Annotated in this window: 14 protein-coding genes; 5 read left to right on the forward strand and 9 right to left on the reverse strand. The window is 60.2% G+C overall.

Annotation, left to right across the window (positions count from 1 at the left end; all coding sequences use genetic code 11):
- Positions 1–5: 5 nt before the first annotated feature.
- The 4 genes from BLR25_RS15795 to atoD are packed head-to-tail and all read right to left on the reverse strand — an operon-like array spanning position 6 to position 3,703.
- The gene (locus tag BLR25_RS15795) at positions 6–1,232 is read right to left on the reverse strand and encodes a CaiB/BaiF CoA transferase family protein (protein ID WP_091938860.1); all 1,227 of its coding nucleotides are present in this window, start codon (positions 1,230–1,232) and stop codon (positions 6–8) included.
- A gap of 12 nt (positions 1,233–1,244) precedes the next feature.
- Positions 1,245–2,348 carry a beta/alpha barrel domain-containing protein gene (locus tag BLR25_RS15800; protein ID WP_091938861.1) on the reverse strand — a complete coding sequence of 368 codons (1,104 nt, stop codon included), beginning with the start codon at positions 2,346–2,348 and terminating at the stop codon, positions 1,245–1,247.
- Between the two features lie 37 nt (positions 2,349–2,385).
- Positions 2,386–3,045, reverse strand: a complete 660-nt coding sequence (locus BLR25_RS15805) for a 3-oxoacid CoA-transferase subunit B (protein ID WP_281245594.1) — start codon at positions 3,043–3,045, stop codon at positions 2,386–2,388.
- Between the two features lies 1 nt (position 3,046).
- Entirely contained in the window at positions 3,047–3,703 is a 657-nt protein-coding gene (gene atoD / locus BLR25_RS15810; RefSeq protein WP_091938862.1) for an acetate CoA-transferase subunit alpha, read from the reverse strand.
- A 126-nt stretch (positions 3,704–3,829) separates the two neighbouring features.
- Here atoD and BLR25_RS15815 point away from each other — a divergent pair, with 126 nt between their 5' ends.
- Both BLR25_RS15815 and BLR25_RS15820 read left to right on the forward strand, forming a co-directional pair.
- Positions 3,830–4,732, forward strand: a complete 903-nt coding sequence (locus BLR25_RS15815; RefSeq protein WP_091938863.1) for a LysR family transcriptional regulator — start codon at positions 3,830–3,832, stop codon at positions 4,730–4,732.
- A 234-nt stretch (positions 4,733–4,966) separates the two neighbouring features.
- Entirely contained in the window at positions 4,967–5,608 is a 642-nt protein-coding gene (locus BLR25_RS15820; RefSeq protein ID WP_091938864.1) for a TetR/AcrR family transcriptional regulator, read from the forward strand.
- Positions 5,609–5,614: 6 nt separating this feature from the next.
- Here BLR25_RS15820 and BLR25_RS15825 read toward each other — a convergent pair whose 3' ends face one another.
- The 5 genes from BLR25_RS15825 to BLR25_RS15845 form a co-directional block, all read right to left on the reverse strand.
- Positions 5,615–6,334, reverse strand: coding sequence for an ABC transporter ATP-binding protein (locus BLR25_RS15825; protein ID WP_091938865.1), 720 nt, complete (start codon positions 6,332–6,334; stop codon positions 5,615–5,617).
- A gap of 3 nt (positions 6,335–6,337) precedes the next feature.
- Entirely contained in the window at positions 6,338–7,126 is a 789-nt protein-coding gene (locus tag BLR25_RS15830; protein ID WP_091938866.1) for an ABC transporter ATP-binding protein, read from the reverse strand.
- Positions 7,123–7,980 (reverse strand): branched-chain amino acid ABC transporter permease, encoded by an 858-nt coding sequence (locus BLR25_RS15835; RefSeq protein ID WP_091938867.1) that lies wholly within the window; start codon positions 7,978–7,980, stop codon positions 7,123–7,125. Before BLR25_RS15835 ends, BLR25_RS15830 begins: the two co-directional genes overlap by 4 nt.
- A gap of 6 nt (positions 7,981–7,986) precedes the next feature.
- A complete protein-coding gene (locus BLR25_RS15840; RefSeq protein ID WP_091938868.1) occupies positions 7,987–8,877 on the reverse strand; it encodes a branched-chain amino acid ABC transporter permease in 891 nt (296 codons plus the stop codon).
- A gap of 95 nt (positions 8,878–8,972) precedes the next feature.
- A complete protein-coding gene (locus BLR25_RS15845; RefSeq protein ID WP_091938869.1) occupies positions 8,973–10,127 on the reverse strand; it encodes an ABC transporter substrate-binding protein in 1,155 nt (384 codons plus the stop codon).
- Positions 10,128–10,764: 637 nt separating this feature from the next.
- On the opposite strand from BLR25_RS15845, the gene BLR25_RS15855 reads away from it, so the two are divergent.
- From BLR25_RS15855 to BLR25_RS15865, 3 genes are read left to right on the forward strand one after another with little or no spacing between them, the layout of a single operon-like run.
- Positions 10,765–11,916 (forward strand): Gfo/Idh/MocA family protein, encoded by a 1,152-nt coding sequence (locus BLR25_RS15855; protein ID WP_091938871.1) that lies wholly within the window; start codon positions 10,765–10,767, stop codon positions 11,914–11,916.
- A 29-nt stretch (positions 11,917–11,945) separates the two neighbouring features.
- Complete coding sequence (locus tag BLR25_RS15860; RefSeq protein WP_091938872.1) at positions 11,946–12,809, forward strand: sugar phosphate isomerase/epimerase family protein; 864 nt, start codon at positions 11,946–11,948, stop codon at positions 12,807–12,809.
- A 21-nt stretch (positions 12,810–12,830) separates the two neighbouring features.
- Positions 12,831–13,607 (forward strand): 3-ketoacyl-ACP reductase, encoded by a 777-nt coding sequence (locus BLR25_RS15865; RefSeq protein ID WP_091938873.1) that lies wholly within the window; start codon positions 12,831–12,833, stop codon positions 13,605–13,607.
- The last annotated feature ends 150 nt before the right edge of the window (positions 13,608–13,757 follow it).

Raw genomic sequence — 13,757 nt, forward strand, 5'->3', positions numbered from 1 at the left:
TATATTCAGGAAGCCCTCCCGAATGCGCCGTCATCCTTGAGTGCTTCGATTTGCGTGGCCGACAAGCCCAGCACCTCGGCCATGACCCGCTCCGTGTGTTCACCGAGTTGCGGAGAGGTGCTGCGAATTGCCGTCTTGGTGGCCGAGAACTTGATCGGGTTGTTGATCACCTTCATCTTTCCTCGGGCGGGGTGATCCATTTCGACGATCATTTCCCGCGCACCAGCGATATGCGGGTCGTTGGCCAGTTGATCGACGCTGTAAATCGGCGAGCACGGCACGCTATGGGCGAGCAGCAACTCGACGATGTCGGCGACCTTCCGCGACGACGTCCACTCGGTCACCGTCGTCTTCAATCGCGCGTTATTCGCCACCCGCTCGCGGTTGGTCGCCAGCGTCGCGTCCTCCAATAGCGCAACAAGACCCGTGGCTTGGCAGAAGCGCTTCCAGACCTCGTCACCGCCAACGCCGATGACCACCCACCCATCGGCAGCCTGGAAGGAGTCATAGGGATAGATGAATTCATAGCGATTGCCGATTCTTTGCGGCACCCGCTGGTCGACGAGATAGAGCTGGATGATCGTTTCCATCGAGCTGACGACCGAATCGACCAGCGCCACGTCAACATGCTGACCTATGCCGGTCGCATCGCGCGAACGCAGCGCCGCGAGAATGCCGATGCAGCAATTCAATCCGCCGAGAATGTCGCCCATGGCGGTGCCGGTGCGTGTCGGCGGTGAATCGGGCCACCCGGTCACACTCATCAGGCCGCCCATTGCCTGGCCGATAATGTCGTAGCCAGGGCGATCCTTATACGGCCCGTATTGGCCGAAACCGGAGATCGAGGCGTAGACGATCCGGGGGTTCCGCGCCTTGGCCTTGTCATATGACAGGCCGAGCTTTTCCATCGTCCCCGGCTTGTAGTTTTCAATCACCACATCGACCGCTTCCACAAGCTGCATGAAAGTCTCTTTCGCTTGCGGATTCTTCAGGTCCAACGTGATGCTTCGCTTGTTTCGGTTGAGATTGGCGAAATACGCGCTATGGCCGTCGATAAACGGCGGGTAGCCGCGCGTGTCATCACCCTTGCCCGGCTCCTCGATCTTGATGATCTCGGCACCCATGTCGCCAAGTAACATGGTGCAGAACGGCCCGGCCAAGACGCGGGTCAGGTCGAGCACCTTGAGCCCCTTCAGCGCCCCGGTAGTGACTGCTTCCTGGATCGTATTCATCGTTGGCCCCGGTTAAATCGCGACCGGAAAAACCTGATCCGGCGCTTCGCCCAACTTGGCCTTTCTTTCCGCCAGGCCACGCTTCTTGTACGACTCGATCGGGTCTTTCGGAATCCGCCCGTGCAGGATTGCAGACGAGCGCAAGCGACGACCGACGGTGCGCTCCCACAAGGTGCCGAGCTTGAGTATCTTGTCGATATCGATCCCGGTCTCGATGCCCATCTCTTCCATCATCAGCAGCATGTCTTCGGTGCTGACGAGACCGACCGAGTTGGGATCCTTGTAGTAATAGTTGCCGGTCCCCGGAATCGGGCAGTCGTCCATGAAGTTGGCCGGTTGTCCTCCGATGCCGCCGAGCGTGCTTTCAAAGGTGTAGATGCCCGCCTGCAAGGCCGCGAGCACGTTGGCCAAGCCCCAGCCCCGCGTCGTGTGGAAATGCGCCAAATGCACCTCGGGGCGTGGAATCGCATCGAGCAACATCGAGTAATAGCGGTAGACCAGATCCGGTGTCGATGAACCGTCGTGGTCGGCATGTTCGATATCGGTGGCGCCGAGGTCGAGCCAGTTTTTGGTGAAGGCGATGGCATCTTCCATCTTCGTCGGCCCGGAAATCGGGCTGCCCCAGATGGTGCTGACCGTACCGTTGAACTTGAGGCCGGCGTCGGTCGCCTTCTTGATGCAGCGCTCGGCTTCTTTCCAGTATTCGGGCAGCGTCACGCCGGAGTTGGCAAAATGATGTTGCTCGTCGGTCGACACCATCATCAGGATGCGGTCCGGGCCGACGCCGCGCTTCTTGAGCTCGATCGCCCGATCGACTGCGCTCTCGCGAATCGTCACCGTCGTGATCTCGATCTCGTCCCAATTGACGCCGGCCTTGGCCAGGGTCTTGCTCTCGCGCACGCGCCTGAGCAATTCCTCGGCGTCACGAAATTGCGGCAAATTCCTCGGACTGCCGAGATTGGTCAGTTCCAGGCGCTTGACGCCGGCCAGGATCAGTTGCTCGGCGTAATAGACCTTGGCGTCGGTCGAGATGAAACGCTCTTCGTGCTGGAGCCCATCGCGGATCGAAATGTCGCCGACAACGACTTTCTTTGGATAGTTGAAGCTGAAGTTCATGGTTGTCTTCCTTTGTAGCGCTTGGATAAACGGGAAATCAAAGCTGGCAATCGGGGCTGATGCGGAACTCCGCCTCGGTGCATCGACGCACCTGATCGAGGGAAATGCCGGCTTGCAACTCTTCGAGCACCAGGCCGCCATGCCCCGGATCGATGCGGAACACCGCCAGCTCGGTGACGATCTTGTTGACCCTGCTCTTGGCGGTCAGCGGCAAGTTGCATTGCTTGAGAATCTTGGCGCCGCCGTCCTTGGTGCAGTGCTCCATGGCGACGATGACGTGGCGGGCACCGGTGACGAGGTCCATGGCGCCGCCCATGCCGGGCACCATCTTTCCGGGCACCATCCAGTTGGCGAGATTGCCCTGCTGATCGACCTGAAGCGCGCCGAGAACCGTGACATCGACATGTCCCCCGCGGATCAGGACAAAGGACATCGCACTGTCGAAGAAGACGCCGCCCGCCTGCATGCCGCAAGGCTGCCCGCCTGCATTGACAAGGCCCGGCACCGGATCTCCTTCGAGCGGTGCCAGCCCGAGAAAGCCGTTCTCGGACTGCAAGGTAATCCTGATATCCGGCGGCAGATGGTTCGGTACGAGCGTCGGCAAGCCGATGCCAAGGTTGACGACATCGCCGTCATGAAGCTCCCTGGCCACGCGAGCGGCAATGATATGTTTGGGGTCCATGGGCTTGGCACTCATCTCACAGCCCTCCGGTGACGACGATCTTGTGCACGACGACACCCGGCGTGACGATGCATTCGGGATCGAGTTCGCCGACGTCGACCAGTTCGTCAGCCTCGACCACCACCAGATCGGCGGCCAGTGCCATCAAGGGATTGAAATTGCGGGCCGCTCGCTCATAGACGAGGTTGCCCGACCGGTCTGCCTTGCGCGCTTTGATCAGCGCGATGTCGCCACGAATCGGGCGTTCGACGAGGTATTCCTTGCCGTCGAAGCAGAGCTTTGTCTTGCCTTCTTCGACGATGGTGCCGACACCCGTTGGCGTCAGCACACCGCCAAGACCCGCGCCGCCGCAGCGGACACGCTCGGCGAGCGACCCCTGCGGGACAAGTTCGACCTCGAGTTCGCCGGCAATCATCTGCCGACCGGTTTCGGGATTGGTACCGATGTGAGAGGTCACGAGTTTGCCAACCCGTTTTTTGACGATCAACGGACCGACGCCGGTATCGGGAAAAGCCGTGTCATTCCCGACCAGCGTCAGCTTGCATGCCCCGGAGTCGAGCAGGCATTTCACCAAGCCGGCAGGCGTTCCCACGCCCATGAAACCGCCATAGAGAACGGTCATCCCGTCCTTGAAGTGCTGCACAACCTCATTGATGCCAATGATCTTGTCCATGTCCGCCCTGAATATGTGTTGTTTTTGCTGAACGGAAAGTATTCTGGGGACGGACGATGAATCTCGGAAACGGTTTTATCAGATAGATTGATCTGATATCCTGATCAATAATCGATCGGGATAATCATGGCACTCAACGTCTCTCTGAAACTGCTCAAGGCATTTCTGGCGCTCTGCGAGCACCGCAATTTCACGCGCGCGGCCGAACATTGTCATGTCTCGCAATCGGCGTTCAGCGGCATGATTTTCCGACTCGAGGACGAGGTCGGTACGCGCCTGTTCGATCGGGATACGCGCAACGTCGCCCTGACCCCGGAAGGCGAACTGTTTGCCGAAGCCGCGCAGCATCTGGTCTCCGACATCCAGTGGACGTTCTCCAATTTGAATGACTATGTCACCAAGAAGAAGGGACGGGTCCGTGTCGCTGCCTTACCCTCGATCGCGGGAGAATGGCTGCCGCAGATCATCGCGGAATACCGGCGGCGCTATCCCGGAATCAATGTGGAGATCCACGACGTGCTTTCGGATCACTGCCTTGAACTACTGCAGAACGGCCTCGTCGATATCGCCATGGCCGCACCGAACGTTCCGCCCGAACAATATGCTTCCGAGCTATTTTATGCCGACAGCTTTTTCCTGATTTGCCGGCGGGACCATCCCTTGGCCACCAGGGAAATGGTTGCCATCGATGATTTGCGCGGCTGCGACTTCATCCACCTGGCCGGCACCGCAAGCATCCACCAGTTCGTCGTCAAGGCGATCGGCGCAACCGGCGTCAACCCGTCATCGTTCGAAATCCGCAATCTCGCGACAATGGCCGGGCTTATCCTGCAGGGACTCGGGGTCAGCCTGTTGCCGGAATTGACGCTGTATCAGTTTCGTCATCCCGAACTGACCACAATCCCGCTGGCGCCCCCCGGAATCAGTCGGTCAATTCATATCATCTGGCGCAAGGACAGGCCGCTTTCAGTCGCCGCAGAGGCAATGCTGGAACTGATTCGCGCGACAAAGCCGGTATTAAACCGCTAACCCCGGAGAACGTGGCGGCATTGCCGAGCGATCCTTCGGCGCGAGCATTCTTTCATCGCTGCGATAAGCGATGGCGACTGCGGCCATCGCCGCTTTATGCAACCTGCCAAACACTCGCGCCGCCCGAAACGCCGGCAGCGTATTTCCATGTCATCTTCTTTGACAACTGCTTCTTCTTCAAGTGTTTAAAACCTATAATGTGACATCGGTTCAACCGTCGAATCCACCGGCCCCATGTCAGAAACAAGCAAGCCACAAACGCGAAACAAGGAACGAACCCAGTCGCTGATACTGGCTGCGGCAACGGAGGAATTCGCGGAAAAAGGCTTTGCCGGGGCACGGATCGAGAAGATTGCCGAACGCTCCGGATCAAACAAGCGCATGCTGTACTACTACTATCAGAACAAGGAAGACCTTTTTCTGGCGGTGATGGAGAGCGCCTACAAGACGATCCGCGACGCCGAATCGGAACTGCACCTGCTGGACCTGCAACCGGTCGAAGCCATTCGCCGGCTGATCACGTTCACCTGGGACTACTACCTGCAGCACCCGGAGTTTCTCCGGCTGCTCAATACCGAGAACCTGTACCACGCGGAACACATCCGGCGCTCGAAGAACATCGGCTTCTACAACTCGAAGCTCATCGATACGCTCAATGAAATCCTGATCCGCGGACAGAGCGAAAAGCTCTTTCGCGGCGGCGTCGATCCGCTCCAGCTCTACATCTCGATCGCCGCCTTGAGCTACTTCTACCTGTCGAACAACGACACCCTGAGCGCCGTATTCGGACGCGACCTCAACACGCCGAAGGCGAAGGTCGAGCGCCTGCAGCACATGACGGACATCGTGCTCGGCTATCTGATGCTCTGCAGCTAGTCACGCTCAGGCGTCTTCCGCTCCCAGATAGGCCTTGCGGATGGCAGGGTTGCTGAGCAGTTCGTCGCCCTTGCCTTCCAGCACGATGACGCCGTTCTCAAGCACATAGGCATAATCGCACAAGGCCAGCGCCTTCTTCGCATTCTGCTCGACGAGCAGGATCGTCTTGCCGCTCCGGTCGCGAATCTCGCGGACCAGCTCGAATACCGCCTTGACCACCAGCGGCGCCAGACCCAAGGAGGGTTCGTCGAGCAGAATCAAACCAGGATCGGACATCAGGCCGCGTGCGATCGCCAGCATCTGCTGCTCGCCGCCCGACAAGGTTCCGGCCTGCTGATGCGTGCGTTCGGCGAGGATCGGAAAGCGTGCGTACATGGCATCGCGACGCTCGTCGACGAGCTGTTTGTCATCGACGATGTAGGCGCCGGCGAGCAGGTTCTCCTCGATGGTGAAACCGGGGAATATCTTGCGTCCTTCGGGCACATGCGCGATGCCTTCGCGAATGATTTTGCAGGCGCGCTCGGGAAGCGACGTGCCGCGAAACAGGATCGACCCGGATTTCGGCTTGACGATGCCGGACAGCGTGTTGAGCAGCGTCGTCTTGCCGGCGCCGTTGGCACCGATGATGGAAACGATCGAACCCGCCTCGACATTCAGGTTCACGCCACGCAGCGCTTGCACCGGCCCGTAGGAAACGTGGAGATTGTTGACTGCGAGTAAAGACACGGCTTACTCCTCTTCGCCGATGTAGGCTTCGATGACTTCGGGATTGCGACGCACCGTTTCGGGATCGCCGCTGGCCAGCAGTTTTCCGAAGCTGAGGACAAACAGCTTGTGGCTCAGATTCATCACCACTTCCATGCGATGCTCGATGAAGACGATGGTGAAGTTGAAGCGCTCGTGCAGGCGCCGGACCAGTTCGATGAAGTCGCGGACTTCGCTCGGGTTCAGCCCTGCCGCCGGTTCGTCGAGCAGGATCACCTTCGGGCGGATCGCCAGTGCGCGCGCCAGCTCGAGCTTGCGCTGCAGTCCGTAGGGAAGCGACTCGGGTCGGGCATCCTCCATTCCACCCAGCCCGACCATGTTGAGATATTCGCGCGCCTTGTCGGCGGCCTCGCGATCTGCCTTGCGTTTGCCCGGCAGGGCGAGGATCGCCGAAAAAAAGCCATAGGGCGCGTAGGGGTCGGAGGCGGTCATCACGTTTTCCAGCACCGTCAGACCCTTGAACAAGCGGATGTTCTGGAAGGTGCGGCCGATGCCGGCGCGTGCGATCACGTCCTGGCGCAAGCCCGAGAGCTCGACCCCGTCGAGTTTCACGCTCCCCTTGTCGGGCGCATACACCCCGGTGACCAGATTGAAGGCCGTGGTCTTGCCGGCGCCGTTCGGGCCGATGATGCCGACGATCTCGCCCGGCTGGGCATTGAAGGAAAAATCGCAGACCGCGCGCACCCCGCCGAAGGATTTGCTCAAGGAAGACACTTCCAGCAGGCCGCATGATGTTGTCGTGATGGCATTCATGCTTTGGACGCTCCGGCAGACGTTTTCTTTTTCCAGAGGCGGCTGATTTCCCAGTCACCGAAGATGCCGTTTGGCCGGTAATTGATGATGAGCAGCACGATGACGCAGTAGATGAGAATCCGCCACGAAGACGCGAAGCGCAGCAGCTCCGGCAGCGTCGTGAGAACCAGCGCGGACAGCATGGCGCCGGTCAGGCTGTTGATGCCGCCGACGAAGACGATGATCAGCCACTCGGCCGACACGGTCCAGTTGTAATAGCCCGGTTCCAGATATTGCGAGTAAAAGGCATACAGAACGCCGGCATAACCGGTGATGGCGCTGGCGAAGAGAAAGGTCACCAGTTTCATGCGATTGACATCGATGCCCATCGAGCGGGCGGCCAGTTCGTCGGTTCGCAGGGCCAGGCTCTGGCGGCCATAGCGCGAGTTCTTGTAACACGCGACCAGGAACAGGCAGCAGATGACGCTGACCAGCACCAGCGGCAGATCGACGCGCTTGGGAATGCCGACCAGCCCTTCGGCGCCGCCGGTCAGCTGCGCCGAATTGTTGAGGACCGAGATGATCGCTTCGCCGAAACCGAAAGTGACCAGCGAAATATAGTCGCGACGCAAGCGGACGGTCGGCAGGCCGACCAGCCATCCGGCCAGCGTCGCGGCGGCGGCACCGAGCAGCGCGACCACGGGGAACGGCAGGCCGAAGCGCAGCGTCAGCATGGCCGAGACATAACCGCCGACGGCCATGAACGCCGCCTGCCCGAAGGAGAATTGACCGGTCAGTCCGGTGACCATATAGGTGCCCATGACGCCGATCATGGTGATGCCGGTGAGGGTGAGAATCGAATAGATGTAGTCCATATCCGGTCAGGCCTTTTCCTGAACGATCTTGCCGGCAATGCCCTGCGGGCGAACCAGCAGAAAGACGAGCATGACGACGAAGACGCAGGCGGGCATCAATCCGGAACCGACCATGCCGATCAGTCCGACCTCGACGATGCCGAGCAGGAAGGCGCCGATCACCGCGCCGGTGATGTTGCCCAGCCCGCCGATGACGGAAGCGATGAAGCCCTTGACCACGAGTTGCCCGAGTTGCGGATAGAGCGAGTAGTTCATGCCGAGGAAAACGCCGCTGATGCCGCCGAGCGCGCCCGACATGGCGAAGGTGGCCATGACGACGCGATCGGCATCGATGCCCATCAGGCTGGCGGTGTTGACATCGAAGGAGACGGTGCGCACGCCAAGACCGAGCTTGGTGCGATACAGCACGAACAGCAACAGGCCCAGCGCGACACAGGAGAACAGCAGGGTGACGAAGTCGGCAATCGAGAAGGAGGTGCCGAAGATCTGGATGTTGCTCGACGAAAAGAAAACCGGGTACGAATAGAAGTTGCTGGACGCAAAGATGGTGATGATGTTTTCGAGCAGGATGCCCAGCGTGATCGACGAAATGAAGTAGTAGATCACCGGCGCCTGATTGCGGCGCAGGCGGCGGAAGCCGACGCGTTCGATGCCGACGGCGGTGACGGCGCCGACCAGCGCGGCGACGAGGACGACGGCGACGAACATGGTGACGCCGGTAATCTTGCCGTCGAACAGCAGGATGTACGCGAGATAGCCGGCGTAGGCGGTGAACGACATGACACCGCCATGAGAGAAATTGGAGAATTTCAGGATGTTGAAGACCAGGGCGAAGCCGACGGCGATCAGCGAATAGACCGCGCCCAGCGACAATCCGAAGAAGATGTTCTGCAGCATGGGTTTCCTTTTAGGGAACGCGCGCGCCCGGCAACGGCACGCGGCAGCGTTGCCGCCGCGTCCGTCTTCTGCCCCAACGCGTCAATCGAGCGTTATTACTTGTGCGATTCCGGCACGTAACGTCCGATTTCCTCGTACTTGCCCTTGACGATCTTGTACATGACCATCGACAGACCCAGCGGCTGGTGCGTCTTCGGCGACAGCGTGATGACGCCGGTGGTGCCCTGCACGTTCTTGATCTGCGAGAGTCCGGCAATGATCTGCGGGCCGGTGGCGCCGCCACCCAGTTCGACCGCCTTGGCGATCACCGTCACCTTGTCGTAGCCGAGATAAGCCTTGTTGATCGGCTCTTCGTTGAACTTGGCCTTGTAGGCGTTGCGGACCTCGGTCAGTTGCGGTTCCTTGTCGGAAATATTGTTGGCGAAGAACATGTTGTCTGCCGCGTCCGGGTCGCCGACCAGCGTCGCAAACGGCGGCGCCGCATCGAGGCCGCTGAACATCGGCATCGTCATGCCGATCTGCTTCGCCTGCTTGACGGTGATCACCAGATCCTGCGTGTAGTTCGGCACGTAGAGCGCTTCGGCGCCCGAGGCCTTGATCTTGTTCAACTGGGCGCGGTAATCCTTGTCGGCCTTGGTAAAGGTTTCCTCGGCGACGATCGTGCCGCCGCGCTTCTCGATGTAGGCCTTGAACGGCTTGTACATCGACACGGCGAAGGCGTTCGACTGGTCGTAGAGCACCGCGAATTTCTTGTAGCCGAGCTTTTCATTGGCATAACTGGCAATGATTTCGGCAAACTGCACGCTGGTCGGCTGGATCAGGAACATCGACGGCTGCGCCTCGCCGTTTTCCTGCACGGTGACGCGCGGGTCGATGAAACTGCCAATCACCGGAATCTTCTTTTCATTGGCGATCGGCGCAATGGCGAGGCCGATATTCGACACGGGGGGCCCGAGCACCACCACCGATTTTTCGTGGTCGATGAGCCGGGTGAAGGCCTTGATCGCTTCCTGCACGTTGCCCTTGGTGTCCGCCGTGATCAGCTTGATCTTGTCGCCCTTGATGCCGCCGGCAGCATTGATCTTCTCGACCGCGACTTCGGCGCCGCGCGTCACCGCGTTGCCGAGCACCGAGGTCGGACCGCTCAGATCCTGCAGATTGCCGATAACGACTTCCCCTGCCATGACGAGACCCGAGCCGGCCAGCATCAGGACGAACAGCGATTTTTTCAACACTCCCTTGTTACGCATGTCATTTCCCTCCAATAGCTTTTTCAATCGGACACGCGACCCGCCAGGCCACCGCAGCGCGCTGCGATGACACCGCTCAGGTCGGGGAAAACGGCTCCCGACGCGCCCTCCGGTTCACTACTGCAATTACTTCAAATCCCATGTGTCGCATTGCGTGAATGCTTTCCAGCTTGATGAAGTTGCGGCCGTATGACTTGCGGGGAATTCTTCTTTTAATTAACGGCGTGGTAACACTTTGCATGATTTCTGAATTTATTCGTCCGGTCAACCCCGTCACCGCGAAAAACCGCGATGAATTCGCTTTCGGTTTTCCACATGTTCAAAAATTCATACACTACATTAGCAAGTTGAGTTAATGAGAAGCACTATCAAGCATGCCGCACTTATGCTCTTGACGAATTCCATAGCGGTTGACAGAGCGCGTGCCGCTCCGATAAATTTCCATCCTAATTAACCGTCCGGTAACATTTATCGGCGAGCAAGACGATGTCCGGTTTCACGCCCTGGCGTGCCGCCGTGCCACACGCCTATGCTGGATGGTTATACCAGACGACAGGATCGATGCGCGGGTTTTCTTCGATAGCGGTCTGGATTTCTCTGTTTCATGACGCCACACAACGAGATCGGGAGAGAGAACATGGCACAGCAGCGCATCGGCATCATCATGAACGGCATCACCGGACGGATGGGGATGAACCAGCACCTGATCCGCTCGATCGTGGCGATCCGCGAACAAGGCGGCGTCACGCTTTCCAACGGCGATCGCGTGCTCCCCGACCCGATCCTGATCGGACGCAATGCCGAAAAGATCGCCGCATTGGCCGCACGCTACGGCATCTCCCGCTGGAGCACCGATCTCGACGCCGCGCTGAAGAACAAGGACGACAGCGTCTTCTTCGACGCCGCGACGACGCAAATGCGCCCCGGCATGCTGGCGCGTGCGATCGCCGCGGGCAAGCATATCTACTGCGAAAAGCCGGTCGCCACCAACCTGAAGGAAGCGCTCGAGATCTACGAACTGGCCAAGAAGGCCGGCATCAAGCACGGCGTCGTCCAGGACAAGCTTTTCCTGCCGGGGCTGCGCAAACTCAAGCTGCTCAACGACGCCGGCTTTTTCGGCCGCATCCTGTCGGTGCGCGGCGAGTTCGGCTATTGGGTTTTCGAGGGCGATCTGCAACCGATCCAGCGGCCCTCGTGGAATTATCGCGCCGAAGATGGCGGCGGCATGATTCTCGACATGCTCTGTCACTGGCGCTATGTGCTCGACAATCTCTTCGGCGAAGTGAAATCGCTCTCCTGCCTGGGCGCGACGCACATCCCCGAGCGCTTCGACGAGCAGGGAAACAAGTACCGCGTCACCGCCGACGATGCGGCCTACGCGACCTTTGAACTCGAGGGCGGCATCATCGCCCAGATCAACAGCTCCTGGACGACACGGGTACGCCGCGACGACCTCGTCACCTTCCATGTCGATGGCACGCACGGTTCCGCCGTCGCCGGTCTGACCGACTGCCTGACGCAGGCGCGCGTCAACACGCCCAAGCCGGTCTGGAGTCCCGATACGAAACAGCCGATCGACTTCTTCGACGGCTGGACGCCCGTGCCCGATACCCAGGTCTATGACAACGGCTTCAAGCTGCAATGGGAGATGTACATCCGGCACCTGGTCGAAGACGCGCCCTTCAAGTGGAACCTGCTCGAAGGCGCCAAGGGCGTGCAACTCGTCGAATGCGCCCTGGAATCGTGGAAGGAACGCCGCTGGATCGATGTGCCGGCGCTCAAAGCCTGAGCGCCTGACAAACAAGGGAGGCACTATCGATGCGCGATTTTTCAGCGAATCATGCGGCGCTGTCGATCAATACGGCGACCGTCCGCAAACAGTGGACGCTCGACCGTATCATCGAGGAATGCGCGAAGCGGGAGATTCGGGCGATCAGCCCCTGGCGCGACCAGGTCGCCCAGGTCGGGATCGACCGCGTCGAACAACTGCTGCGAAGAACCGGCATCGGGCTTTCCGGCTATTGTCGCGGCGGCTTTTTTCCGGCCGCCGACACCGCCGGATTGAAGGCGGCGCTGGAAGATAACCGACGCGCCATCGACGAGGCCCGGCAGCTCGATGCGCCCTGCCTGGTGCTCGTCGTCGGTTCCTTGCCGGGCGCACTGAGCGGCAAACCGCTCTATCACGACATTGCCCGCGCCCGCAGCGAAGTGCGCGACGGCATCGCCGCCAGCCTCGACTATGCCCTGCAGGTCGGCATGCCGCTGGCAATAGAACCGCTGCACCCGATGCAGGCGGCCGAACGCGCCTGCATCAACACCCTGGAGCAGGCGCTCGATCTGTGTGATGAACTCGATCCGGGCCGTACCGGCATGCTGGGGGTTGCGGCCGACCTCTACCACATCTGGTGGGATCCAAAACTCGGGGAACAGATCGCCCGCGCCGGCGCCGACAGACTCCTGGCCTATCACGTCTGCGACTGGCTGACGCCGACGCGCGACCTGCTCAATGACCGCGGCATGATGGGCGACGGCGTCATCGAACTGAAGAAGACCCGTTCCTGGATGGAAGACGCGGGGTATGCCGGATTCGCCGAAGTCGAGATTTTCTCCGAGGACTGGTGGAGCCGACCCGGCGAAGAAGTCCTCGACACCTGTATCGCCCGGCACAAAACCGTCGCCTGATCCACTACAAGGGGAGAACCCATGAGCGAAAACAAGCTTGCTATCGTCACCGGTGCGTCACGCGGCATCGGCAATGCCATTGCCACCCGACTGGCGACCGAAGGCTATGCCATTGTCGCGGTGGGCACGTCGGCGCCGGAGAGCATCGCGCCCAACTTTGCCGGCATCGAGCAGGCCGGCAATCCCTGGGTCTATGTCCAGGCGGACGTCTCGACGCCGGCCGGTCGCGAGAAGATCGTCTCGACCGCGATGGCGCGTTTCGGGCGCATCGACGTGCTGGTCAACAACGCCGGCGTCGCCCCCAAGGTGCGCATGGACTTGCTCGAGACCAGCGAGGAAAGCCTCGACCGGCTGCTCGACATCAACCTGAAGTCGACCTTCTTCCTCTCCCAATCGGTCGCCAGGATCATGGAAAGCGCCAAAGCGGAGGATCCGCAGCGGACGCCGAAGATCATCAATATCTCGTCGGTGTCGGCCTATACCTCCTCGACGATGCGGGGCGAATACTGCATCTCGAAGGCGGCGATCAGCATGGTGACGCTGCTCTTCGCCGATCGCCTGGCGGCGGCCGGCATCAATGTCTATGAGATCCGGCCGGGCATCATCGCCACCGACATGACCTCGGTCGTCAAGGACAAGTATGACGCGATGATTGCCAACGGACTGACGCCGATCAAGCGCTGGGGGCAACCCGAGGATGTCGCCAAGGCCGTCTGGGCGGCCTGCTCCGGCCTGCTCGATTTTTGCACCGGCGAAGTCATCAACGTCGATGGCGGATTCCACATCCGGAGGCTCTGAGATCATGGCAAACCCGATTCCCCAGCACATCCTGGATGCGATGACCGACGTGCATCTGCCGCGCGAGGTCACGGCGCCAAAAATCGACGAGATTGTCGAATTCGACGGGCTCAGGATTCCGGTCTACCGTGCGCCGGCCGTCGTCCTGGG

This window comes from Propionivibrio dicarboxylicus, assembly GCF_900099695.1.
GTDB classification, from domain to species: domain Bacteria; phylum Pseudomonadota; class Gammaproteobacteria; order Burkholderiales; family Rhodocyclaceae; genus Propionivibrio; species Propionivibrio dicarboxylicus.